This window comes from Ureibacillus manganicus DSM 26584 (genome assembly GCF_000772945.1).
GTDB classification, from domain to species: Bacteria; Bacillota; Bacilli; order Bacillales_A; family Planococcaceae; genus Ureibacillus; species Ureibacillus manganicus.
In genome coordinates this window covers 1-25,711 of record NZ_JPVN01000031.1, presented here as the reverse complement: position 1 = coordinate 25,711, position 25,711 = coordinate 1, and the positions used below count along the sequence as shown (strand labels likewise).

Here is a 25,711-nt window from a genome sequence, read left to right as displayed (position 1 = left end):
CAAGCATAAATGCATTTAAAGATGTTTTGGTTGTGTTAACCATTGACGAGATCCGTGCAAAGTTTGAATTACTCAAATCACTATATGTTAAAGTCTCTAATTGAAGATATTCTATTTGAGGTCAAAAAACAATATAATAATAAATTTATCATACTTAATTTAACTTCCTCTTTTATAAAAAACATATACCTCTCGTAAAACAGACTTTGTGGAGGAAGCGTTTTCAACTTTATACCATTTTTTTGGCGCGTTGCTTATTTTTATAGTGTGCTTAACTCAACAAAGATTATTTAATTAACACATAAAAAGTTTTAATTCTTTTAGACTAGTATATTGCTTAATTTAAAACTTTTCATCTGATAATTAATAGAAAATAAAAGTAATTTTTTCCATTGCAAACTTTCCTAAATTTCGATAATTTTGAGTTCTCTGGAAAATTAAGTGTCAAACAAAAAATTGAAGACTAGCGCTTGCTAGCCTTCAGAAATCCGAACTATTGCAGATTATTATTTAGGTTCGTTAGGAACAACTAGAGAACCATCAATAATTTGCTTTTTGAATTCTTCAACTTTAGCTTTTGTAGCTTCAGAAATAGCACCACGATCGTCAGCTAAGTCAACACCATTATCAGCTAAACCGTAAGTAATTAATTCTCCACCAGGGAAATTACCTTCTTTAGCTAATTTAGATACTTCTTGTGCAGCAACGTCAACACGTTTTAATACTGAAGTTAATGTTACATTTGTATCTGCGTTAACTTGACCTTCATCGTATTGGTCACGGTCAACACCGATTACCCATACGTTTGCATTTGGATCTTTTTGTTTACGTTCTTTTGCTTCTGTGAATAAACCGTTGCCAACACCACCAGCAGCGTGGAAAATAATGTCTGCGCCTTGGTTATACATTAATGCTGCAATTGAACGACCTTTTTCAGCATCGCTAAAGCTATCAGCATACTGAATAAAGATTTCTACATCTGGGTTAGCAGCTTCAACACCTGCTACGAAACCAGCTTCAAATCCACCGATAATTGCACCTTCCATACCACCGATGAAACCAACTTTACCAGTTTTTGTTTCAAGAGCAGCAGCTACACCAGCTAAGAAAGAAGCTTCGTTTGCTTTGAACATGATTGATGCTACGTTTGGAAGATCAGGTACAACTTCGTCAATAATTGCAATTTGTGCATTTTGACGTTGCTCAGCTACTTCTACTACAGCATCATGTAGTTTAAAACCAACTGCAAATACTAAATCGAATTCGCGTTGAATTAAGTTATTTAAATTTTGTACATAATCGCCTTCATCTTCAGATTGTAAGTAGTCGTAACCACCGTTACCTTTTGATAAGCCGTTATCTTTACCAAATTGTTCTAGACCTTCCCAAGTAGATTGGTTGAAAGAACGGTCGTCAACTCCACCAACGTCAGTTACCATTGCAACAGAGAAATCGCTTTCATTGTTACCAGCATCAGTTGTTGTTTTTTCTCCTCCTTCTTCTTTAGCGCCACAAGCACCAAGAAGTGTACCAACAGCTAATAAAGAAGCCATTGCAAAACCAAACTTACGTTTTTTCATGATTTTTGGTCCCCCCAAAGGATTTTAATTAATATTGAACTAGCAGGAAAAATCAGTTTGAAATAGTTGGTCTATTAAAATTATGATGAACATTCCCACTAATCGTTCATTAATATATCATTTTTTACAAACTATTAAAATAGTTTTTACTAAAATCTATTGAAATAATTAAAAGAATGACAAATTTTCGTACTAATTTCGCATTATGTCACACTATTGAGAAATAGCATCGTTATTTGTGACATACTAATAGGTTAGATGTCGAAATAATTAGTAAACTTTGAAATATATTGGTGGGGTGGATGCTAAGATTTTCAAGGGGGGATAACGGCATTGAAACAATCTTTTATTGTAGCGGAACTTTGGTGTTGGGACTTCTCGTTGTCGAAATTATAGTGTAACTTAGATTTCGGAACAACTCGGTGTCAAATAACTTCTCTTTAGAGGACAACTCTGTATCAAAACGATCTCCTACTGTCTCAATACTTGGCTTTTTGGTCAACTGAACGCCAAAGCCTTCCTCTACTGTCTCAATACTCGGTTTATTTGGACAACTGAGCGTCAAAACCTTCCTCTACTGTCTTAATACTGGGTTTATTTGGACAACTCAGCATCAAAATCTTCCTCTACTGTCTTAATACTGGGTTTATTTGGACAACTCAGCATCAAAATCTTCCTCTACTGTCTTAATACTTGGTTTATTTGGACAACTCACCGTCAAAACCTTCCCCTACTGTCTTAATACTTGGTTTATTTGGACAACTCAGTATCAAAATCTCCTCCTACTGTCTTAATACCTGGTTTATTTGGACAACTCAGCATCAAAATCTCCCTCTACTGTCTTAATACTGGGTTTATTTGGACAACTCAGCGTCAAAATCTCCTCCTACTGTCTTAATACTGGGTTAATTTGGACACTCGGCATCAAAATCTCCCTCTACTGTCTTAATACTGGGTTTATTTGGAAAACTTTGCCTCGAAAACGCCTCCTACTATTCCATAACTTCACTTTTCATGACAACTCTGCCTTGAAAACAACTCCTACTGTCACGCCACTTTCCTTCTCGTGACAACTCAACCCCAAAACCATCTCCACTGTCACGAAAGTAGCTGCACAGCTTCCAGCTTCCTGCACGCCTTTCCTCAATCAAAAAAAAACCGAACTACTACTACGAATCACTACTTAAAGTATCCGTAATATAGTTCGGTTTTCAACACCAATAGCCGCCTCAGCAGCTACGGGCTCCGCTTCACCAACCTCTAATTAACGAGTTGGTGCAGTTGGTACTTCGATTGTACCATCAATAATTTGTTGTTTGAAATCTTCAACTTGTGCTTTTGTTTCTTCTGACATAGCACCACGATCGTCAGCTAAGTCAACACCTTTATCAGCTAAACCGTAAGTGATCAGCTCTCCACCAGGGAATTTGCCATCTTGAGCTAATTTAGCAACTTCTTGAGCAGCTACACCAACTTGTTTTAAAACAGATGTTAATACAACGTTTGTATCAGCATTTACTTGTCCGTCATCATATTGGTCACGGTCAACACCGATTACCCATACGTTAGCGTTTGGATCTTTTTGTTTACGTTCTTTTGCTTCTGTGAATAGACCATTACCAGAACCACCAGCAGCATGGAAAATAATGTCTGCGCCTTGGTCATACATTAATGCTGCGATTGAACGACCTTTTTCAGCATCTGTAAAGCTATCTACATATTGTACAAATACTTGAACATCTGGGTTTGCAGCTTTAACTCCAGCAGCGAATCCAGCTTCGAATCCACCAACGATCGCACCTTCCATACCACCGATGAATCCAACTTTACCAGTTTTCGTTTCAAGAGCAGCAGCTACACCCGCTAAGTATGAAGCTTCGTTTGCATTGAACATAATCGATGCAACGTTTGGAAGATCAGGAACTACTTCGTCAATAATAGCAATTTGCGCATTTGGACGTTGCTCTGCAACTTCTACTACTGCATTATGAAGTTTAAAACCTACACCAAATATTAAGTCAAAATCACGTTGAATTAAGCTATTTAAGTTTTGAACATAATCCGCTTCAGATTCTGATTGTAAGTAATCGTATCCACCATTACCTTTTGTTAATCCGTTATCTTTACCAAATTGTTCAATACCTTCCCAAGTAGATTGGTTAAATGAACGGTCATCTACCCCACCTTCGTCAGTAACCATTGCTACAGAGAAAGTATCTTCTTTGTTTTCTGCATTGTCTTTGCCTTCGTCTTTTGTGCCACAAGCACCTAAAAGTGTTCCAACAGCAAGTAATGACGCCATTGCAAAACCAAACTTACGTTTTTTCATGTTGTGTTGTACCTCCAAAGGAATATAGTAATAATTAGCAGTTACTCTCTAGGTGTCTTTCTACATCCTTTTTGAATTACATGGAAATCTATTTTCAGCTTTAAACTTGCGTTTGAAATGCCTAAATATCTATAAGTGAGTCTTTGGGGGAACTCTTAACAGAATTAACCAAGTAATTACTATAAATGATGAGCTTTCCTACTAATTTTTATCAATATATCATCATTTACAAACTTATTAAATAACTTTTACAAACTTTTGTTTAAAAATTATACAAAAGTTTGTATTTATGTCGAAAATGAAAACGTAATTTAACTATTCTCAACATTCTGCTTATTGATCAGTACTTGTCTTGGTCTCGAACCATCTGGTGGTCCTACGACTCCGCGCATTTCCATTTGATCCACAATACGCGCAGCTCTTGAATAACCAATTCGGAATCTTCGCTGCAACATTGAAACAGAAGCTGTTTGCATTTCAACGACTAATTGAACTGCCTCATCGTATAACTCGTCAACTTCTTCTTCAAATGCCTTTTCTGGTTCATCAGTTGGGATCATTGTTTCATCATAATGTGCTTTTTGCTGTTCAATGACATAATCCACAACAGCCTCTACTTCTGCGTCCGAAAGAAAGGCTCCCTGTACACGAATAGGTTTTGATTCACCAGCTGGTAAAAATAGCATATCACCTCTCCCTAGTAATCGTTCTGCACCGCCCATATCTAATATTGTGCGCGAATCAATGGCAGATGATACGGCAAAAGCGATTCGTGAAGGGATATTTGCTTTGATGACACCAGTGATAACATCAACAGATGGTCTTTGCGTTGCGATGATTAAGTGAATACCAGCAGCACGCGCCATTTGTGCTAAACGCGTGATTGAATCTTCCACATCATGTGAAGCAACCATCATTAAATCCGCTAACTCGTCAATAACTACTACGATATACGGTAGTTTTGGATGTTTTTCATCATTTTCAGCATTGAACTTATCAATATGATCGTTATAACCTTTAATATTTCTCGTTCCAGTGTGGGAGAATAAATCATAGCGTCTTTCCATTTCTGAAACTACTTTTTGCAATGCTTGAGAAGCTTTACGTGCATCCGTCACTACAGGTGCAAGTAAATGCGGAATTCCGTTATATACATTTAGCTCAACCATTTTCGGGTCGATTAACATCATTTTCACTTCATGAGGTGCAGCACGCATTAAAATCGAAACAATAATTCCGTTAATACAAACCGATTTACCACTACCTGTTGAACCTGCAACAAGTAAGTGAGGCATTTTATTTAGTTCAGATAATATAGCTTGTCCTGTTATGTCGCGACCAAACCCAATCAATAATTTAGAATCGGGACGATTATTTTCTTTCGCTTCTAATACTTCACGTAACGTTACGATGGCAACTTCACTATTCGGCACTTCAATCCCAATGGCTGATTTTCCTGGAATTGGTGCTTCCATACGAATATCTCTTGCAGCAAGTGCCAATGCAAGGTCATCCTGTAAACTCACAATTTTACTTACTTTTACACCTACATCTGGCAGTATTTCGTATTTTGTCACTGCAGGACCAAGATGCACTTGTGTAACTCGAGCTTTTACCCCAAAGCTATGGAATGTCTGTTCAAGCTTCTTCGCATTCATCTGAATAACAGAGTATTCTCCACTTTGGTCATGCTCAGGTGGAATTTGCAATAAATTCATCGAAGGCAGTAAATAGTCAGTATTTTCGATATTCGTTTGCACCGCTTTTTGCAATGCATCATCAAATCCATCATCTACTGGTTCGACTTTTTCCGTTTTGGATTCTTTTGGTTCTTGCTTAATATTTTGTGTGAAAGCAGAAATGATTGGTTCTTTAATTGGTTCTTGGTAAATCATTGGTTGTTGCACAATTACGGGTTCATCATCGTAAGCATCCATACTCGTTGCAACAATCTCATTGGCAGGATTTGCTTGTGGATCTTCCCTTTTACTTGTACGCTTTTCACGTTTTGGTTTTGTTTCTTCTTTCGTACTCGCTCTTAGTTTGGGTTTTTTCTTTCTTTCCAGTCTTTTCTTTAGCTGTGGGCCCTTTTCAATAATAAACGGAACAAGTGCTTTCCCTGTAATTAATATAAGTCCGATAAATAAAAGTACCCATGCCGCCACTTTTGCTCCACTTGCGTCAAATAACACGTGGAATAAGCTAAACAGAATGGCACCAACCATTCCGCCACCAAGCGCATCACTTCGAGCGTTAATCCCCTGATTTTCTATTAGTATTCTCCAAGTCTCTCTTAATACGGAATCCGACATAAGTGCGTTTCTTCTCGTTAAATCTTCAAATAGGAAACTATGACTAAAGATTGTTAAACTACAAATCATTAAGATAAACCCAATAATGATACGATCTCTCAATGATATTCCTTTTCGCTGAATCATCATCATTACTGCTAGGAATACAGAAATAATCGGAATGAAAATATATAAGTTTCCTAATAGAAACATTGATGCGGATTGGATGACACTTCCGACAACACCGAATTCAAAGAAGACGATGATACCAAAAGCGATTAATAACAATCCGAGAATTTCATAGATTAAAGGTCCACCTTTATTTTTTGCTTTTGTCGATGGTCTTCGTTTTTTCTCTGCCATTACTTTCACCTATTTCTTTACTCATTGTTTTACTTGAAAAGTTTCGTTCTAAATTACGGAGATCTCGCGGATTACTCACTATAGCAATCGTCGCCCTGCCGCAAAATGTGAGCTAATTCTACAAAGTTGAAGTGAAAAAGGATTTCCTTCCCCGTTTATTCGGTTAAGAAAATCCTCCTTTGTTTCATTAACTTTCGATATGTCTAAGCAATTTAGTACTCCATAATGATTGGGATAATCATCGGACGTCGTTTTGTTTGTTGGAATAGGTATGCGTTTAACGTATCGCGAATTTCTTGTTTAATGTTTGTCCATTCAAACGTTTCTTTCGCCACATACTTTTCAATGACTCCACGTGCTAACTCAGTCGCTTCCACAATTAGCTCCTCAGATTCACGTACATACACGAATCCGCGAGAAATAATTTCTGGGCCAGATTGAATTTTCTTTTGTGCACGGTTTAATGTCACAACTATGATGAAAATACCATCTTGTGAAAGAAGTTTACGGTCTCTTAAAACGATGTTCCCAACGTCACCAACACCAATACCATCAATTAAAACGTTACCAGCTTGAACACGACCGCTCATACGCATTTTTCCACTTTTATATTCAACAATGTCACCTTTGTCTGCTATGAAAATTTGAGATTTTTGCATGCCCACTGCTTGTGCAATTTTTGAATGGGCAATTAACATACGATATTCGCCTTGAATCGGGATTAAATATTTCGGCTTTAGTATGTTCAACATAAATTTCAAATCTTCTTGGCTTCCATGACCAGAAACATGAATCTTTTTATCGGCAGTTAGTACAGTTGCACCAGCTTTTGCTAGGTTATTCATAGCATTTCCGATTTGAATTTCCATCCCTGGGGAAGGTGTAAATGTAATTAAGATTGTATCCGTATTTTTAATGCGAATATCGCGATGTTGTTTTTTCACGATCTTATCAAGAGCATCAAGTGGTTCCCCTTGATTGCCTGTTACGATGATAATCAATTCTTCGTCATTATATTTGTGGATATCTTGAACTGGAATTAATGTATCTTCATCAATTGTCAGATAGCCAAGATTTACACCAATATTAATAACTTTTTCTAAACTTTTCCCAATTAAAGCAACTTTTCGGTTTGCTTCTTGGGCATGAGTAAACACTTGCTGAATTCTAATAAAGTTCGATGCATATACCGCAACTAATATACGAGCAGGTGCCGAATAAAATAGCTTAGCAAGCTTTTCTTCAATTACTGTTTCACTCGTTGTATATCCAGGGCGTTCGGCTTCAGTAGATTCAGATAATAATATGAAGACACCTTCTTCACCGATTTGAGCCATTTTCGCAATATCTGGCTTATATTTACCTTTTGCTGCTTGGTCAAATTTAAATTCTCCTGTATGAACGATTGCACCTTCAGATGTATGGAAAACAATTGCTAACGAATCGGGAATACTATGTGTCACATGGAAAAACGTCACATATGTAGAATTGAAATTCATACGACTTCTATTGGTTACTTCAAAGAATTTAATTGGATGTGGTACTGGTAATTCTTTTAAATGTTCTTTTGCTAAGGCAATCGTTAACTTTGAGCCATAGACTGGGGCTTGTACTTTTTGCAGTACATAAGCAATCGATCCAATCGCATCTTCATGGCCGTGAGTTAAAAAGATTCCTTTTACTCTTTGTTTGTTTTCTTCAAGGTACGAGATATCAGGAATGACGATATCAATTCCTAGCATTTCGTCTTCTGGGAACATAAGACCGCTGTCCACAACGAAAAGCTCGTCATCGATTTCGATCACGTACATCGATTTTCCGATTTCCCCTACTCCTCCAAGAGGGATTACTCGGATTACTTCATTCTTTTTTGTTATTGTCACTTGATTTCCTCCTATATCAATTACACCCTAGAATCAGGAAAAGCGTTTAATGGATCAGTTCGTGCACTTGAATCCGAAATTCAAACGGCCATTCCTCTCTAAAGCACCACTTTAAACAATTTACGTTTTTTAGGTTTGCTGATTAATTTATTTTGAATTTGTTGCATTTCGTCCAATTACACGTGTTAGAGAAATGCTGTAAAAGATTGAATATCCCGAACAATACAACCAATTATTATCCATTATAAGGTGTGTTTTGATTTATCACAAATAAAAAGTGAAAAGCTATGGAGGAATTAAGCGTTGTTTAATAAAGACAGGACTAAAGTAATCTTTGGAGCAAAGGGGCTGACTTGAAAACAACATTCAAGCAGCCCCCAAAAATCTAATCTTTTTATGTTACCTTTCGCTTCATTTTTTAACGCGTTCGGGCACTGAGAGCGCTTCTCTGTTACCTTTCGATTCATTTTTTACGCGTTCGGGCACTGAGAGCGCTTCTCTGTTACCTTTCGTTTTATTTTTTACGCGTTCGGGCACTGAGAGCGCTCCTCTGTTACCTTTTACTTCACTTTTTATCACATTCGGGTTCTGAGAGCACTTCTATGTTACCTTTCGATTCATTTTTTACGCGTTCGGGCACTGAGAGCGCTTCTCTGTTACCTTTTACTTCACTTTTTACCGCATTCGGGCACTGAGAGAAACTCCTATTGGACACTTTACTTGCTATTTCCTTCTCTTTTGTCCATTAGAGACCTTCTATTGGACACTTCTCCTGTTTTTCACGCCTCTTTTGTCCATTAGAGCCCTTCTATTGGACACTTCACTTGCATTTTCCATCTCTTTTGTCCAATAGACCCCTTCTATTGGACACTTCACCTGCTTTTTCCATCTCTTTTGTCCATTAGACCCCTTCTATTGGACACTTCACCTGTTTTGCACGCCTCTTTTGTCCATTAGAGCCCTTCTATTGGACACTTCACTTGCTTTTCCCACCTCTTTTGTCCATTAGAGCCCTGATAATGGACACTTCACATGTTTCTCCCATCTCTTTTGTCCATTAGACCCCTTCTATTGGACACTTCACCTGTTTTTCCCACCTCTTTTGTCCATTAGAACCCTTCTATTGGACAGTTCACATGCATTTTCCATCTCTTTTGTCCATTAGAGACCTTCTATTAGACAATTCACATGCTTTTCCCACCTCTTTTGTCCATTAGAACCCTGATAATGAACAAATCAACACAAAAAAACACCCGACACATCCGAAAATGTGCCGGGCGCCTTGCTTTTCACAACTAAACTATATCTAATACCTTGCTCTAAAACTCGCCGCTTTCTTTTGGTATTCATTCCAAACACGGTCGAAGTCCACTTTGTCTTCGTCTCTTAAACTAACTAATGGGAGTCTGACGTGCTCTACATCAAATCCAACTTTGCTCATAGCGTATTTTACAGGCACCGGATTTGGGCTCACGAATAGTTCGCGAATCAACGGCAGCAGTGCTTGATGAATCTCAGCAGCAACTTCATGGCGTCCTTCATCAAATGCACGGACCATCAATTGCATGTCATCGCCCACGACATGGGATGCCACGGAAATGACGCCGCGCCCACCTGCCGCAAGTAACGGCAACGTTAAGCTGTCATCACCGCTATAGACGTGGAAGTCATCGCTCACATTCCCTAAAATCTCAGTCATCTGATCCAGACTTCCGCTTGCTTCTTTCACAATACGAATGTTTGGAATTTTGCTTAAAGCAATTGTTGTTTCTGCAGAAATATTTACCCCTGTACGACCAGGGACATTATAAATGACAACAGGTAAACTTGTCGCTTTTGCCACAGCTTCAAAATGCGCATAAATGCCGCGCTGATTTGGTTTATTGTAGAAAGGTGCGACGACCATAATGCCGTCAGCACCTGTAGTTTCTACCCACTGAGCCGCACCAATCGTGTAGGCAGTATCGTTATATCCCACTCCTGCTACGACTGGAATGCGTTTGTTTACCGTTTTAATTGTAAATTCTATAATGGATCGTTTTTCTTCTATTGTTAAGGTCGGCGTTTCACCTGTTGTTCCACACACTACGATTGAATCTGTTCCACTTTGAATTAAGTGCTCAATAATTCCTTCTGCAACGTCATAATCGATCTCACCATTTGCGTCAAATGGAGTGATCATGGCCGTAGCAATCCGACCTAAATCCATTAACTTACACCCCTTATAGTAAGTTATCCGCTAGCATCGCTTCTGCAATCTGAACTGAGTTTAGCGCAGCACCTTTTAATAAATTGTCGGATACAACCCATAAGTGGAAACCTTTTTTGTTATCTAAGTCTTGACGAATGCGTCCAACGTAAACTGGATCTTCGCCTTCAACGAAAATAGGCATTGGGTATTCTTGTTGAGTAATATCGTCTTGGAGTACAACGCCCGGAGCATTTCTTAACACTTCAAAAATATCTTCTTTTGTAGCGTCTTGCTCAACTTCAATATAAACAGATTCAGAATGTCCTGAAACGACTGGTACGCGAACACATGTAGCAGCAACGGAAAGCTCAGGTAAGTGCATAATTTTTTTCGTCTCATTGATCATTTTCATTTCTTCATATGTAAAGCCATTATCCGTAAATACATCGATTTGCGGAATGACATTACGTGCGATTGGATAGTGTTTTTTATCTGATTTAGCAGGTAAAATGTGTGCTTCTACATTTTTCCCTTTTTCCCACTCAGCACTTTGTGCGCGAAGTTCTTCAATAGCAGAAATACCTGAACCCGAAACCGCTTGATATGTTGAAACAACAACTTTTGATAAACCAAATTTTTCACTAATCGGTTGTAATGCCACAACCATCTGGATTGTTGAACAGTTTGGATTTGCAATAATTCCATTATGCTTAGTTAAATCCTCGCGATTCACTTCAGGAACCACTAAAGGAACATCTGGATGCATACGGAAATGACTTGTATTGTCAATTACCACTGCACCACGTTTTGCAGCTTCTGTAGCTAATTTCGCTGATACAGAACCACCAGCAGAGAAGAATGCAACATCCACACCTTCAAAAGCTTCTGGAGTTGCTTCTTCAATAATATATTTTTGATCGTTAAATTCGATTTCTTTACCTGCTGAACGTGCAGATGCTAGAAACTTTATATGTTTAATAGGAAAATTTCGTTTAATTAATTGTTCTTTCATTTGTGATCCTACAGCGCCTGTCGCACCTACGATTGCTACTACTAGTTGCTTAGTCATTACTCATCTCTCCTCAAACTTATACATAATGTTAGAAATTGTATCATAGTTTTTTTCATTTGTGTGAGAAAAGTTTGATAAATATTTGACTATTTATAATATTGGATTAATAAAGGTTGTAGTTGCTTTTTATATTCAAGCGCATGCTCCACAGTTTCACGCATTTTTGTAAAATCTGAGATCAATGAGTTTGGTTTTTTAAATGGATCGTCTTGACCAAAAGGAATAAAGTAAATATTTTTGGAGTTCATTAATTTCATAATGTTGATGCCATTTAGTCCTAATGCATCGTTTGTGGAAATCCCTAAAACAACAGGGGATCCATTACGTAAGGTCGCTTTTGCAGCCATTAATACTGGACTATCTGTTGCTGCATTTGCGAATTTACTAATTGAGTTACCTGTCATTGGTGCAATAACCATTGCATCTAGTGGATTACTAGGTCCAAACGGCTCTGCCTCTACAATAGATGACACTACCTTTTCCCCAGCGATTGACTCAATCTTTTTAATCCATTCTTCACCTGTTCCAAAGCGTGTTGCTGCCGTTAATACAGAATGCGTAATGATTGGTACGACTGTAGCACCTACATCCGTAAACTGTGTAATTTTCGGAACAACATCCTCGTAAGTACAATGTGAAGCCGTAATGCCAAGGCCTATGCGTTTTCCTTCTAGCATTCTTCTCTCCCCCTTATTTGTCCAATTATTGATTCATATAAAACATGAGCTGCATCTTGTGGAAAATATTTCCCAGGAAGTGCAGGTAGTAATTCATAATTCGAACGTTTTACGTCTTCAGTTAAACACCCTGGAGAGGAAGCTAAATCATAGATTGGCATTTCAATTGTTTGATTGAATTTTTCGTCGAACCATCTTGCAGGAATCGTATTGATGAAATAATCTCCTGTAACTTTTGCAACATCCTCTAAAAACACTGCCTCATAACGAAACGCCTTCGCTTCATTGAGTTGTATATCAGATCGCACTGCGACACATACATCTGCACCGATATTTTTCAGCACATGCGCAAGCATCTTAGATACGCGTCCAAAACCTGTAATGATAAATTTCTTCCCGTAAACTGCCTGCTTCGTGTTATAGAAAAATGAAACAAACCCCTCTGCAGTCAGCTGCGCATTTTTCCAAATAAAAGATTCATCTTGTAAATAATAGTGAATATCGTGATTTTTTAATATTTCCTTCCATTCTTCACTCAGCTTCCCAGCAAAAATTCTCGCTTTGGATAGCCCAAGTACAGCAGCAACCTGTATAGGTAGTGGGTGAATCGGTAACACAACTACATCTGGTTGAAAATTAAAGGCAGTTAAATTTAATTCTTCGCTCCATACGGTTTCATTTTTATAATAGACTGTACGATTCCCGTTACTTAATTTTTTAGCTAAGCTTTTTAGTCTTGCATCCGTTCCAATAACAAGCCACTTCTCGTTTCCCATCAGTCATACTGTTTTCTTGTTGGTTTCGCCTTTCGAAATAGAATTCGATCCTCGCCGATTAGGTGAATCTCTTCCCATGGGATAAATAACGTTTGCGTTGGCTTTTTCTTTTGAAAAGGCATTTTCGCAGCCTGGTCACCTAGCTCAAAGCCGTAAATAATTCCCGTTTTCGGGTCAAAAATGCATTCTGTTTCCGATAAAAATCCAAAACGTACGCCATTTTCCATTTCGATTAGCTCTTTTTCAGCAAGCTCCGATAACAGCATGTTTTCCCTCCTCCCGAGCTCATTGTTAGCATATGCAATACATAATTTTTGGGTGATGCTCCCAATGAAAGTTTTAATTTTCCAAAAAATGAATATTTATCACTAGACATTACCTCGCCCGCTGTATATACTGTGTATACACAGTTAATTCAAAGGTGGTGCACACATGTTTATACGTCTTAGTAATGCTAGTGATAAACCAATATATGAACAAATTACTCAACAAATTAAACAAGCGATACTTGCTGGCAAACTAACTTCTGGTGAAGCGTTGCCTTCTATCCGATCGCTCGCGAAAGATTTAAAAATAAGCGTCATGACTACAAAGCGCGCTTATGCTGATTTAGAAAGGGACGGCTTCATTGAAACCGTGGCTGGAAAAGGTAGCTTTGTCGCCGAGCGCAATCAAGACTTCTTACGCGAAGAACTGCTCAGACAAATAGAAGAACATTTACAAAAGGCAGTAAATCTTGCCAAAACAGCAGGACTCCCAGCAAATGAGGTGCAGGATCTTCTTTCATTGTTACTAGAGGACTAAGGGGACAGGTCCCTCGTCCTAAAAGGAGGATATATAGATGACAAATGCAATTGAGATTCAAAAATTACGGAAGATTTTACACAGTTTTCAACTAAAGGACGTTTCCTTCACCCTTCCAAAAGGAACAATTATGGGGTTTGTTGGTGAAAATGGTGCCGGGAAAACAACGACGATTAAATGTATTTTGGATTTACTTAAAAAAGATAATGGGAAAATTAAATTATTTGGGAAAGAAATGCATGAGGATGAACTATCCATCAAGTCTGATATTGGTGTGGTGTTTGATGATCTCCACTTTCCGCAAAATTTAACGGCGAAGAAAATAAGCAAATTTATGGCTAAAGTATTTTCAAATTGGGATGACTCGTATTATTTTCATTTATTAACTAAGTTGAAGGTCCAGGAGAATAAAAGGATCAACGAACTGTCACGCGGGATGAAAATGAAATTGTCGATTGCGATTGCCCTTAGCCATCATCCAAAGTTATTAATTTTAGATGAGCCGACAAGCGGGCTTGACCCTATTGTTCGCGACGAAATTCTCGACATCTTCTTAGACTTTATGCAAGAAGAGGAACATAGCATTCTGTTTTCATCTCACATAACGAGTGATTTAGAGAAAATAGCCGATTATATTACGTTCATTCACGAAGGGAAAATTCTATTTTGCGAAAGTAAGGATACGTTGTTATATGACTATGCGATTTGGCGTGGGACTGTTGAAGAATCGAAGGATCTTCCTAGCGAGAGCATTCTTGCCATGCGCGAAAATTCATTTGGACTTGAAATACTTGTGAAAAGAAATGAAGTGAGTAAAGCGTTTCATTTATATAAACCTACTATTGAGGAGATTATGTTAATTTACGTGAGAGGGGTTCATGACTTTGCGGGCTTTGTTGATGAAAGACTTTCTAATGCTCAGTAAACAAATCAAAATGATGTTAATATTGTTTGCCTTCTTCATGATTATTTCATTACTTACTGATATGACGATTGTACTGATTATATTTGCGCTTATTTTTGCATCATTGCAGCTGACCACTGCATTTGCTTTTGATGAGATGAGTAAGTGGGATAAATATGCAAATACCCTTCCTATCGATCGAAAAACAATTGTACAGAGTAAGTATGTTTTAGGATTGATATTGGTTGTAGGCGGAATCCTCATCTTTACACCTTTTGTTTATTTTTCAAATGAATTTCATAGCCAAGTTTCACTACTTGAGCTTTTCAAAGGTTTTGTTTTAGTTTTGTCGATTGCTTTAATCTATATATCTGTGACCATTCCGTTTTTCATTAAGTTTGGCACTCAAAAAGGAAGAATCATTATTTTCGCCATTGTATTTATTCCGGTTTTTGGTTCTGGTTTTATCCAATATTTTTTACAAACCATTGATGTAAATCAGCTGATGAGTTTCATCGATTATTTGCCAGTTGGGGCATTTATTTTTCTATTACTTTCTTATTTCGTTTCAGTGAAATGGTATGAACAGAAAGAGTTTTAAAGGAGTGTTCCTATGAAGGCTAGCTTGTACTTAAATTTAACTGAACATCTTATGTCGATCATCATTTCGATTTGTTTTATTATTCTCATTGCTATTTCATTTTTCTTGTTAGATTATAATCCATCGGTTGAATTTTATATTTTTATTTTTAATATTATTTGGTCTGTAGAAATTATTTCAACTTATCGTAGAAAAGGCTGGGAAAGTCATCTCCATACATTTCCTATCTCAAAGAAGAATTTTGTAAAAGCACCTATGATTGTTGCATGGAGTTATTGCCTCTTACTTTTTCTAATTGCATCACCAATTGTTCTAATGAGAGATGGCACATTTTTTGAAAATATAAGGGTTTATTTATTTTTCTTTTGTATATCGATTGCAAACATTGCAGTTATTTTTTACGTAAATTTCCGTTATCGTCATCGGGAAAAATTCAAGGGTTTCAGTTACTTTTCTGCATTTGTTACATCAATCATTGCAGGTATTCTTTACTTTTTTGTAGTACTTTTACTAGGATTTATTCCACTTTATGTTGTGCCAATTTTGTTTCATATTGCTTTGTGGTATAGCTATAAAAAGTGCGTTAAGTTGTATGAGAAGATGGATATTGTTTAAGGGCACTCCCAGTCCCCTATATTTGGGGACCGGTCCCTTTTATTTTACGTTCTGGCCGATCAGGGCGATGGCTGGTTCCACACTTAATATTTGTCTGAATAAAGAGTTTACCTGTTCCTGAGTTACTTGATCGATTCCTGTGATAATTTCATCCACAGTTAGATGTTTCCCGTGAATTAATTCGTTTCTTCCATTATGACTCATTCGTGCATTCGTTCCTTCTAAGCTAAGCACGAAGCTACCTTTTAATTGCTCTTTTGCGTTATCAACTTCAATTGCCGTAACTCCTTCACTTCTTGTTTTTAGTAAGGATTCGTCAATCGACTGTTGAAGTAGTGGATATTGCTGATTATTCGTACTGCCATAGATCGTTAATGAACCGACATCAGCATAACTTGAGTGATAGGAAAAGATTGTGTAAGCAAGCCCCTTATCCTCCCGAATATCTTGGAATAAACGTGAAGACATATTCCCACCTAAAATATTGTTCATAGCGATAAAACTGAAGTAGTTTGCATCATTGACCCCGACACCTGGATAGGCAATGGCAATATGCGACTGTTCCACATCACGATTTTTCACAAACTTTCCAGAATGGAATCTTGGATAAGTTAGTGTTTGCTGCACCGCTTGAGGAGAGCGAGTAAGGTGGCTAAACAGTTTTTCGATATGTACCAATAATTCTTTTGTAATATTACCAGCAACAGAAATGACAATATTTTCTGGGGAATAATGCTGATCCATATATTGACGAATCGAGTCTGCCGTGAACGTTTCAAGCGTCTTACTAGTTCCTAGGATAGGTAGCCCTAGCGAATCAGTTGGATACATCACTTGCCAAAGCTGCTCATGAATATCATCATCTGGCGCATCCTCGCTCATCAGGATTTCCTCAAGAACAACCTGTCTCTCTTTTTCTAGTTCTTCTTCTGCAAAGACCGAGTTAAAAAACATATCCGCTAATATTGAAACAGCCAGTTCACCATGGTGATCTAACACTTTTGCGTAATAACACGTATTTTCTTTTGTCGTAAACGCGTTGACTTCCCCACCAATTCGATCGAACTCCTCTGCAATCTGTCTGGCAGTTCTCGTTTTCGTTCCTTTAAATAACATATGTTCAATAAAATGCGTAATCCCGTTTTCTTCCGGCGCCTCATAACGAGAACCCGCGCCAACCCAAATCCCTACAGAAATGGAGCGCACATGCGGAATCGTTTCCGATACTATTCGCACACCGTTTTGACATGTATATACCGATACCATTCGTTCACTCACCTATTTCAAAAATTCTCATATTAAGTAATGATATGCTAAAGTGGGGCGGGATTCAACTGAGGGGGTTATTCTATGGGACTTTTCTCAGCTCTTTCATCTTCTGTTGTCTCATAGAACACTTCTACGGGACTTTTCACTGATTTTTTTATTCGCTTCTGTCTCATAGAACGCTCCTACGAGACTTTTCATCGTTTTTTTCATTCGCTTTTGTCTCATAGAACACTACTATGTGACTTTTCACCAATTATTTCATCCCCTTTTGTCTCATAGAACGCTCCTATGGGACTTTTCACCAATTATTTCATCCGCTTTTGTCTCATAGAACGCTCCTACGAGACTTTTCACCAATTATTTCATTCGCTTTGGTCTCATAGAACACTCCTATGGGACTTTTCATCAATTATTTCATTCGTTTTTGTCTCATAGAACTCTCCTATGTGACTTTTCATCAATTATTTCATCCCCATTTGTCTCATAGAACACTCCTATGTAACTTTTCACCAATTATTTCATCCCCTTTTGTCTCATAGAACGCTCCTACGAGACTTTTCATCAATTATTTCATCCCCTTTTGTCTCATAGAACGCTCCTACGAGACTTTTCACCAATTATTTCATCCCCTTTTGTCTCATAGAACGCTCCTACGAGACTTTTCACCAATTATTTCATCCCCTTTTGTCTCATAGAACGCTCCTATGGGACTTTTCATCAATTATTTCATTCGTTTTTGTCTCAAAGACCGCTTCCTCCTAACACTATCCCCTCCCGCTTAATCAATTCTTAAGAAAATCTTCAGAATTCCCCTCCCCATTTCTTCAGATTCGTTGGGTAGACTTGAAACTAGTAAATCAATATAAAGGACTGAGAACATGATAGAAGTTCAATCACTAAATCACACATTTAAAATAGGCAAGAAAGGAAAAGAGAAGAAAATTGAGGTATTGAAGAATATCGATTTTCATATAAATCAAGGTGAAATTATCGCTATTGTTGGAAAAAGTGGATCTGGTAAATCTACTCTGCTCCAAGTCGTTGCGGGCTTTATGAAACCTGATACAGGATCGGTGAAAGTGAACAATACGGAAATCGCGAAATTTAATGAAAAGCAAAGTGCCGCCTTCAGATTGGATCACTTCGGCTTCATCTTCCAAAACTTTCAGTTACTCCCGAATCAAAACGTATTCGAAAACGTTGAGCTCCCATTGAAATTAAAAGGTGTTCAACCATCGATTCGCAAACATAATGTTGAGAAAATACTCGAAAAAGTTGGGTTATCACATGTGGCGGATCATTATCCAAACGAACTATCAGGTGGGCAGCAGCAACGCGTATCTATCGCACGAGCTTTAATTACCAACCCGCCGATTATTTTAGCGGACGAGCCAACAGGGAGCCTCGACTCTCAAACTGAGATAGAAATTCTCGACCTCATTAAGCACCTAAACAAATCTGCAAATATTACTTTTATGATTATTACACATGATGAAGAAGTCGCTCAAATTGCACATAGAAAGCTTCGCATGCACGATGGTTTATTGTTAGGAGATGTAAAACATGTTATTTAAAGATCAACTTTCATTCGTTTTTCAACACATGAGAAAAAATAAATTACGAGTTACAATGACGGTACTTGCAGCAATGATTGGTTGTGCGTTTCTAATTGTCCTTGCTTCAGTAGGTTTTGGACTTCAACAAACAATCAAAGGTGAAATTTTGAATCAAGAATCCATAACAGAAATCGGGCTTTGGGGCGATAAGGCATTAACCGAGGACGACAAGATATTTATCCAAGAAATTGAACACGTAAATGTAGTCTTAACAAGAAATGAAATCTCAGGTTCGATACGTTCGACATTTGATGACCGCGATGCTGAATCTATTGGGGTTGCAGTTGATATAAAAGACCAGACAAAGCTTCCTTCCACATTAAGTGAAGGAAGACTACCGGAAAACGCAAATGAAATCGCGGTAGGATATCATTACGCAATGCGTTTGTTAAACGAGACAGATCAAGAGATCATTAGTCAAAAATCAAAGGAAGCCCAAGAGCAAGGTAGTTGGTATGATGGATCCGAGGAAGGATATAAAGGAGACATTTTAAATAAACAAGTCGAGCTACAGTTTATGGATCCGGAGACTTTCGAATATTTAGAACAGAGCACACCCTTCACAATCGTTGGTATTTTAGATGAACCAGATTATGAATTTCAGATCGACAACAGCATTTTATTCAGTAATGATTTATTCAAAGCACAACCCGACTTAGTTTCATATCCAGCGACAACAATTTATGTCGATACACTAGATAATGTCATGCCTGTATTAGATCAATTAAAAGAAAACAACTATCAAGTGTATTCACCAATTGAGCAACTTAAAGAACTCGATTTATTCTTCCTTATTTTCAAAATCGGACTTATCTTTATTGGTACAATTTCGATTTTAATTGCATCAATTGGTATCTTTAACACTATGACGATGGCGGTAACGGAAAGAACTCGTGAAATCGGCGTTTTGAAGGCAATCGGCGCATCACCATCGATTATTCAGCGACTCTTTTTAATGGAAAGTGCCTTTATTGGATTGTTAGGTACGATTTTAGCGGTTATCGTTTCTTATGGTTTAAGCTATGTAATTAATGCGGTTCTTCCTTCAATCGTGTCCTTTGCATTATCAGAAGACACTCCAGATATGGCTGGAATTACATTCTCTACTATTCCAGTGAGCCTTGTCCTTTTAGCGGGCGGCATTAGTATCTTTGTTGCTGTTCTTTCTGGATGGCGCCCAGCTCGTAAAGCGACAAAAATTGAAGTTATTCAGGCATTAAGACAAGAATTATAATTTTTAACAGGAATGAAGTTTCGCGCTTCGTTCCTGTTTTTTTTCATTCTAATGATAATAATCCGACAATTTTACCTAGAAATCCGACACTTTCATTGATAAACCCGACATTTCACTCGATATATCCGACATAACTTCAAATAAATCCGACATTAGCAAATTCGTAACAAATTCAGCGCAATTTTACTACCTCAACTCAAAAATAAAAACAGAAAACGAAGTCATTCTTCATTTCCTGCTTACCATTTTTCTTATGCTGAGCGCAAGGCCCGTTTGCAAAAACAGTGCCTGGCACACTGCAAGTACAGTGTCCAGAGCTACTTTACACTTTTATTATTGTTGTGCTTGTTCAGCGCGTTCTTTTTCTTCTTTGATAACAACTTTACGAGATAAGTTTACACGGCCTTGGTTGTCGATTTCGATTACTTTTACAAGTAATTGATCGCCAAGTTTTAGAACGTCTTCAACTTTTGCCGTACGTTCTTCTTGAATCTCAGAAATGTGTAGTAATCCATCTTTACCAGCGAAGATTTCACAGAATGCACCGAATTTCTCAATACGTTTTACAGTTGCTAAGTAGTACTCGCCTACAACTGCTTCACGAACGATTGACTCAATGATTTCTTTTGCACGTTTGTTCATTGCTTCGTTTGCAGAAGAAATGTAAATTGTTCCATCTTGCTCTGTATCGATTTTTACGCCAGTTTCTTCAATGATTTTATTGATTGTTTTACCACCAGAACCAATCACATCACGGATTTTTTCAGGGTTAATACGAATCACTTCGATTTTTGGTGCATATTGTGATAATGAAGTACGAGGCTTGTCCAAAGTTGAAAGCATAGAATCTAAAATATGCATACGGCCAACTTTTGCTTGTTGTAATGCCTCTTCTAAAATTTCACGAGATAAACCATCGATTTTAATATCCATTTGAAGTGCAGTAACACCTTTTGCTGTACCTGCTACTTTAAAGTCCATGTCACCAAGGTGGTCTTCCATTCCTTGAATGTCAGTTAATACTGAGTAATGTTCACCTTTTTTCACAAGACCCATCGCAATACCAGCAACTGGAGCTTTAAGTGGAACACCAGCGTCCATCATTGCAAGTGTTGATGCACAAATAGATGCTTGTGAAGTTGAACCATTTGACTCTAACACTTCAGATACACAACGAATTGCATATGGGAAGTCACTTTCATCTGGAATAACAGCTAATAATGCACGCTCACCTAACGCACCGTGACCAATTTCACGACGACCTGGTCCACGAATCGGTCCAGTTTCCCCTACAGAGAATTGAGGGAAGTTATAGTGATGCATAAAGCGTTTCGATTCTTCTAAACCAAGACCATCAATAATTTGCACGTCACCTAAAGGCCCTAATGTACAAATAGATAATGCTTGAGTTTGTCCACGTGTGAATAGACCAGAACCGTGTGTACGTGTTAATAAACCAACCTCAGACGATAAAGGACGGATTTCATCTACTTTACGACCATCAGGACGGATTTTTTCTTCTGTAATTAAACGGCGAACTTCGTCTTTCACCATTTTATCTAAAATTGTTTTTACTTGTTTTAATGTTTCATCATCTGCTTCTTGTTCTTCGTAGCTAGTGATGATACGTTCTTTTACAGCAGTAATTGCTTCTTCACGCGCGTGTTTTTCAGCAGTTTGAATGGCAGCATTCATATCTGTTTCACAAGCAGCTTTAATTTGAGCTTCGATTTCTTGATCGATTTCATATAAAGTCACTTCGATTTTTTCTTTCGCTACTTCAGCAACAATTTGTTCTTGGAAGGCAATTAATTTTTTAATTTCTTCATGACCGAACATAATTGCTTCTAACATTGTTTCTTCAGGTACTTCTAAAGCTCCTGCTTCTACCATGTTAATAGCATCTTTATTTCCTGCAACTGTTAAGTGAACAGTACTTTTCTCTGATTGTTCAACTGTTGGATTGACGATAAATTTACCATCAATATATCCAACGTGTACACCAGCGATAGGTCCGTTAAATGGAATATCAGAAATAGCTAAAGCTAAAGATGAACCAAACATTGCTGCGATATCAGTTGGACCGTTTGGATCAGATGACATAACCATAGAAATCACTTGTACTTCGTTACGGAAACCATCTGGGAACATTGGTCGGATAGGACGGTCGATCAAGCGAGATGTTAAAATCGCATGCTCTGATGGACGACCTTCACGTTTAATAAATCCACCAGGGATTTTACCAGCTGCGTAAAGACGTTCTTCGTAATTAACTGTTAGTGGGAAGAAATCTAGCGCTTTTGGTTGTTTTGACATTGTTGCTGTTGCTAATACTGCAGATTCGCCATATCGAACTAAAGCTGCGCCGTTTGCTTGTTTAGCAAGCTGCCCAACTTCAATCACTAAAGGACGACCTGCCCATTCATAAGTATAGACTTTCTTTTCGGTCATTTAATGAACCCCTTTCTCATTAGAAAACTTGGTTGTGCACCAAGCTTTAGGCGATTAGCCTTAGTTGCACACTTATGCAGATAGTTAGTTTTTACTTTATTATCCGCTAAAACACAATACGTCGCAATATATACTGTACCAATAGTAAGTGTAACAAAAATCGTTATTGTATGCTAAATATTTTCAATAAAAATATGGATTTTTCGTTAAAATTTACATTTGGGTTAGGTGATAGTAAAAAAGTTATTTTTACATAAATAAAAAGCGGGAAAATTCCCGCTTTTTAAATGATCAGCTTTCAAATTGTTCGCGAAGAAGTTTTCTTACAAATAGTATTTGTAGTTTAAAACAAATTAAACATACTTGCTTCTCGATTGATTCGAAAACTTACAATTATCGACGTAAACCTAAACGTTGGATTAATTCACGGTAGCGTGCAACGTCATTATCACGTAAGTATTTTAATAAGTGACGACGACGACCGATTTTTTTAAGTAGACCGCGTTCTGAATGGAAATCTTTTTTGTGCGTACGGATGTGTTGGTTTAACGCATTGATTTCTTCAGTTAAAACTGCGATTTGTACTTCTGGAGAACCTGTATCTCCTTCGTGTGTGCGGTATTCCGCAATAATTTCGTTTTTACGTTCTTTTGTAATTGCCATAATTATGGACCTCCTAAATTTTATTGATCACCATCAGCACAGCAATCGTTGGAGAATCGAATAGCCGAGCTAAGGTTAAGTACATGACAGTACTAAAGTATAGTAACACAATTCGCATAACCTAGCAAGAAATAACCTTTTAAGCATGTGCAAAATATTTAGATTTCTAGTTGCCCTAAAGATTATTTTTGGAAGTAGCTGATGGCTTCTTGTTTATCTTTTTCAATTTGAGCTTTTAGCGATTCGATTCCATCAAATTTTTGCTCACTTCGAATTCTTTTATACCATCCAACGACAACTTCTTCACCATAAATATTTTTCTCGAATTCTAGAATATGGACTTCAATGGACAATTGTTTGTCTTCTGGATTTTTAAATGTTGGCTTGTACCCTACATTACAAACCCCATCATACCATTCGTCTTGAACGAGTATTCTTACAGCATAAACTCCTGTTGCAGGGATATAGCTTCCTTCATGAGATTGGATATTCGCAGTTGGAAAACCAATTGTACGCCCTCTTTTGTCTCCATGAATTACAATTCCAGGCACTTCATAAGGACGGCCTAAAAGATTATGTACTTCTTCCATATCGCCTTTTTGTAAGTTTTGACGAATACGAGTTGAACTAATCTTTTCTTCATCGTCTGTTAACTTTTCAACTACCGTTACACCGTAATCACCGTTACTTAACTCCTTCATTGTTTCCATATTCCCTTTTCCAAAGGCACCAAATGAAAAATCAAATCCAGCAGTCACATGTACAACATTCAATTCGCGAATAAAGAAGTTAATAAATTCCTCAGGTGTTAGTTTCGCAAAGTCTGATGTAAATTGAACGACAAACACTGTATCAACATCAAGTTCTTTTAATACATTAATCTTCTGTTGGAGTGGTGTAATATAAAATACCTTCTCTTTACGACCACCAAGGACTATTGATGGGTGGGGGTCAAATGTCATTACCGCACTTTTCACATTTAATTCTTTTGCTTTCTTAATAGCACTTTGAATAACTGCTTGATGCCCTTTATGTACACCGTCAAAAAAACCGATTGCTAAAGAATATGAAGTGGTAGCTTCACTTTCATTCAACTGGTGTGGGTATTTTAAATGAATAACATTCATACGTTAAGCCTCCTACGTTACGATTGGGAACATTTTCTCTGGCTTCATCACATCGTTTTTATCAGGATGTTGGATATAAACCGCAACTGCTTTACTATTTTTAGTAAAAACAATTTTATCATGTTCTTGTAGTAAATCATGCTTTGGAAGCACTTGCCCATTTATGATTTGTTTTTCGTTTTGTTCAGTAATTTCAATAAATGGATACGATGATAAAGCATACTCTACAGGAGAAATTATATCATGGATTTTTCCATCTTCCATGAGTTTTTCTACTTCTTTAAGCGTCATGCAATTTTCTTCTGTAAAAGTACCTGATTTAGTTCTGACAAGTGAAGCCATATGTGCAGGAAACCCTAACAGCTCTCCAATTTGAACGGCCAATGTACGAATGTACGTGCCTTTGCTACATGCAATACGGATTTTGAATGTAATTTCTTCTCCTTCAAAAAGCTCACGGCCATCATCTAGCAGTTCTAGAGAATAAATCGTGACTACGCGTGTTGGGCGTTCAACAGTCTCTCCTTTTCGGGCATATTCATAGAGTCTGCGTCCATTTACTTTAACAGCTGAATACATAGGAGGGGTTTGCTGGATCTCACCTGTTAGTTTGTGAAGTGCTTGCATTAGTTCGGCTCTTGTAATGGATTTAAATGAAGTGTTTTGCTCAACTGTTTCTCCTTCTGCATCTTCAGTGGTTGTCGTACGACTGATGGAAACGACTGCTTCATACTCTTTCCCCGCATCCGTTAAGTATTCAGCTATGCGCGTAGCTTGCCCAATACAAATCGGCAGGACACCTTCCACAGCAGGATCTAATGTCCCTGTATGGCCCACTTTTTTAGTTTTTAAAATTTTGCGTAGTTTAAAAACGCAATCATGACTCGTCATGCCACGTTCTTTCCATAATGGAAGGATGCCGTTCATTGAAATACCTCCTGGGTTTTAGTTATGTATGTTAAATGAAAATTGTGAATTGATGTTCTCAAGGACAATTCTTCGATTTTTTTCGGATTTTTGTCCTCGAGACTGCTTCTCAAGGACAATTCTTCGATTTTTTCGGTTTTTTGTCCTCGAGACTGCTTCTCAAGGACAGTTCTTCGATTTTTTTCGGATTTTTGTCCTCGAGACTGCATCTCAAGGACAGTTCTTCGATTTTTTTCGGATTTTGTCCTCGAGACTGCTTCTCAAGGACAGTTCTTCGATTTTTTTCAGATTTTTGTCCTCGAGACTGCTTCTCAAGGACAGTTCTTCGATTTTTTTCG

At 37.7% G+C, this 25,711-nt stretch carries 21 protein-coding genes; 6 read left to right on the top strand and 15 right to left on the bottom strand.

Annotated features, from left to right (window positions below):
• Positions 1-506: 506 nt before the first annotated feature.
• The 9 genes from CD29_RS17240 to CD29_RS17200 all read right to left on the bottom strand — a co-directional run bounded on the left by CD29_RS17240 (position 507) and on the right by CD29_RS17200 (position 13,428).
• Complete coding sequence (locus CD29_RS17240) at positions 507-1,580, bottom strand: BMP family lipoprotein (RefSeq protein WP_036189720.1); 1,074 nt, start codon at positions 1,578-1,580, stop codon at positions 507-509.
• 1,264 nt (positions 1,581-2,844) lie between these two features.
• On the bottom strand, positions 2,845-3,909 hold the full coding sequence (locus CD29_RS17235) for a BMP family lipoprotein (protein ID WP_036189718.1): 1,065 nt from the start codon (positions 3,907-3,909) through the stop codon (positions 2,845-2,847).
• A gap of 311 nt (positions 3,910-4,220) precedes the next feature.
• Positions 4,221-6,563: an FtsK/SpoIIIE family DNA translocase gene (locus CD29_RS17230; RefSeq protein ID WP_036189716.1), complete on the bottom strand. Its 2,343-nt coding sequence runs from the start codon at positions 6,561-6,563 to the stop codon at positions 4,221-4,223.
• A 212-nt stretch (positions 6,564-6,775) separates the two neighbouring features.
• A complete protein-coding gene (locus CD29_RS17225; RefSeq protein WP_036189749.1) occupies positions 6,776-8,440 on the bottom strand; it encodes a ribonuclease J in 1,665 nt (554 codons plus the stop codon).
• Between the two features lie 1,312 nt (positions 8,441-9,752).
• The gene (dapA, locus tag CD29_RS17220; RefSeq protein ID WP_036189714.1) at positions 9,753-10,655 is read right to left on the bottom strand and encodes a 4-hydroxy-tetrahydrodipicolinate synthase; all 903 of its coding nucleotides are present in this window, start codon (positions 10,653-10,655) and stop codon (positions 9,753-9,755) included.
• A gap of 13 nt (positions 10,656-10,668) precedes the next feature.
• Complete coding sequence (locus CD29_RS17215) at positions 10,669-11,706, bottom strand: aspartate-semialdehyde dehydrogenase (protein WP_036189712.1); 1,038 nt, start codon at positions 11,704-11,706, stop codon at positions 10,669-10,671.
• Between the two features lie 89 nt (positions 11,707-11,795).
• Positions 11,796-12,386: a dipicolinate synthase subunit B gene (locus CD29_RS17210; RefSeq protein WP_036189710.1), complete on the bottom strand. Its 591-nt coding sequence runs from the start codon at positions 12,384-12,386 to the stop codon at positions 11,796-11,798.
• Positions 12,380-13,162: a dipicolinate synthase subunit A gene (locus tag CD29_RS17205; RefSeq protein WP_036189708.1), complete on the bottom strand. Its 783-nt coding sequence runs from the start codon at positions 13,160-13,162 to the stop codon at positions 12,380-12,382. The genes CD29_RS17210 and CD29_RS17205 overlap by 7 nt, the downstream gene beginning before the upstream one ends.
• Positions 13,162-13,428, bottom strand: a complete 267-nt coding sequence (locus tag CD29_RS17200) for a YlmC/YmxH family sporulation protein (RefSeq protein WP_036189706.1) — start codon at positions 13,426-13,428, stop codon at positions 13,162-13,164. Before CD29_RS17200 ends, CD29_RS17205 begins: the two co-directional genes overlap by 1 nt.
• A 166-nt stretch (positions 13,429-13,594) precedes the next feature.
• Between CD29_RS17200 and CD29_RS17195 the strand changes: the two genes are divergently transcribed.
• From CD29_RS17195 to CD29_RS17180, 4 genes are read left to right on the top strand one after another with little or no spacing between them, the layout of a single operon-like run.
• The gene (locus CD29_RS17195) at positions 13,595-13,966 is read left to right on the top strand and encodes a GntR family transcriptional regulator (protein ID WP_036189704.1); all 372 of its coding nucleotides are present in this window, start codon (positions 13,595-13,597) and stop codon (positions 13,964-13,966) included.
• Positions 13,967-14,003: 37 nt separating this feature from the next.
• A complete protein-coding gene (locus tag CD29_RS17190) occupies positions 14,004-14,891 on the top strand; it encodes an ABC transporter ATP-binding protein (RefSeq protein WP_052124232.1) in 888 nt (295 codons plus the stop codon).
• Entirely contained in the window at positions 14,881-15,471 is a 591-nt protein-coding gene (locus CD29_RS17185) for an ABC-2 transporter permease (RefSeq protein WP_169716201.1), read from the top strand. The genes CD29_RS17190 and CD29_RS17185 overlap by 11 nt, the downstream gene beginning before the upstream one ends.
• Positions 15,472-15,483: 12 nt before the next feature.
• Positions 15,484-16,086: an ABC-2 transporter permease gene (locus CD29_RS17180; RefSeq protein WP_036189702.1), complete on the top strand. Its 603-nt coding sequence runs from the start codon at positions 15,484-15,486 to the stop codon at positions 16,084-16,086.
• A gap of 39 nt (positions 16,087-16,125) precedes the next feature.
• Here CD29_RS17180 and CD29_RS17175 read toward each other — a convergent pair whose 3' ends face one another.
• A complete protein-coding gene (locus tag CD29_RS17175) occupies positions 16,126-17,352 on the bottom strand; it encodes a M16 family metallopeptidase (protein WP_036189701.1) in 1,227 nt (408 codons plus the stop codon).
• A gap of 881 nt (positions 17,353-18,233) precedes the next feature.
• Here CD29_RS17175 and CD29_RS17170 point away from each other — a divergent pair.
• Together CD29_RS17170 and CD29_RS17165 are read left to right on the top strand one after the other, a co-directional pair.
• Positions 18,234-18,929 (top strand): ABC transporter ATP-binding protein, encoded by a 696-nt coding sequence (locus CD29_RS17170; RefSeq protein ID WP_036189699.1) that lies wholly within the window; start codon positions 18,234-18,236, stop codon positions 18,927-18,929.
• Positions 18,919-20,205, top strand: coding sequence for an ABC transporter permease (locus tag CD29_RS17165; protein WP_036189697.1), 1,287 nt, complete (start codon positions 18,919-18,921; stop codon positions 20,203-20,205). The genes CD29_RS17170 and CD29_RS17165 overlap by 11 nt, the downstream gene beginning before the upstream one ends.
• A 333-nt stretch (positions 20,206-20,538) precedes the next feature.
• Here the strand turns inward: CD29_RS17165 and pnp are convergent, their stop codons facing one another.
• The 5 genes from pnp to CD29_RS20615 form a co-directional block, all read right to left on the bottom strand.
• On the bottom strand, positions 20,539-22,656 hold the full coding sequence (gene pnp, locus CD29_RS17160; RefSeq protein ID WP_036189695.1) for a polyribonucleotide nucleotidyltransferase: 2,118 nt from the start codon (positions 22,654-22,656) through the stop codon (positions 20,539-20,541).
• Positions 22,657-23,049: 393 nt separating this feature from the next.
• Entirely contained in the window at positions 23,050-23,319 is a 270-nt protein-coding gene (gene rpsO, locus CD29_RS17155) for a 30S ribosomal protein S15 (RefSeq protein ID WP_036189694.1), read from the bottom strand.
• Positions 23,320-23,501: 182 nt separating this feature from the next.
• Complete coding sequence (gene ribF / locus CD29_RS17150; protein WP_036189692.1) at positions 23,502-24,446, bottom strand: riboflavin biosynthesis protein RibF; 945 nt, start codon at positions 24,444-24,446, stop codon at positions 23,502-23,504.
• Positions 24,447-24,458: 12 nt separating this feature from the next.
• Entirely contained in the window at positions 24,459-25,373 is a 915-nt protein-coding gene (gene truB / locus CD29_RS17145; protein WP_036189690.1) for a tRNA pseudouridine(55) synthase TruB, read from the bottom strand.
• A 109-nt stretch (positions 25,374-25,482) separates the two neighbouring features.
• A partial coding sequence (locus tag CD29_RS20615; RefSeq protein WP_036189687.1) for a hypothetical protein occupies positions 25,483-25,711 on the bottom strand: 229 nt, incomplete at its 5' end.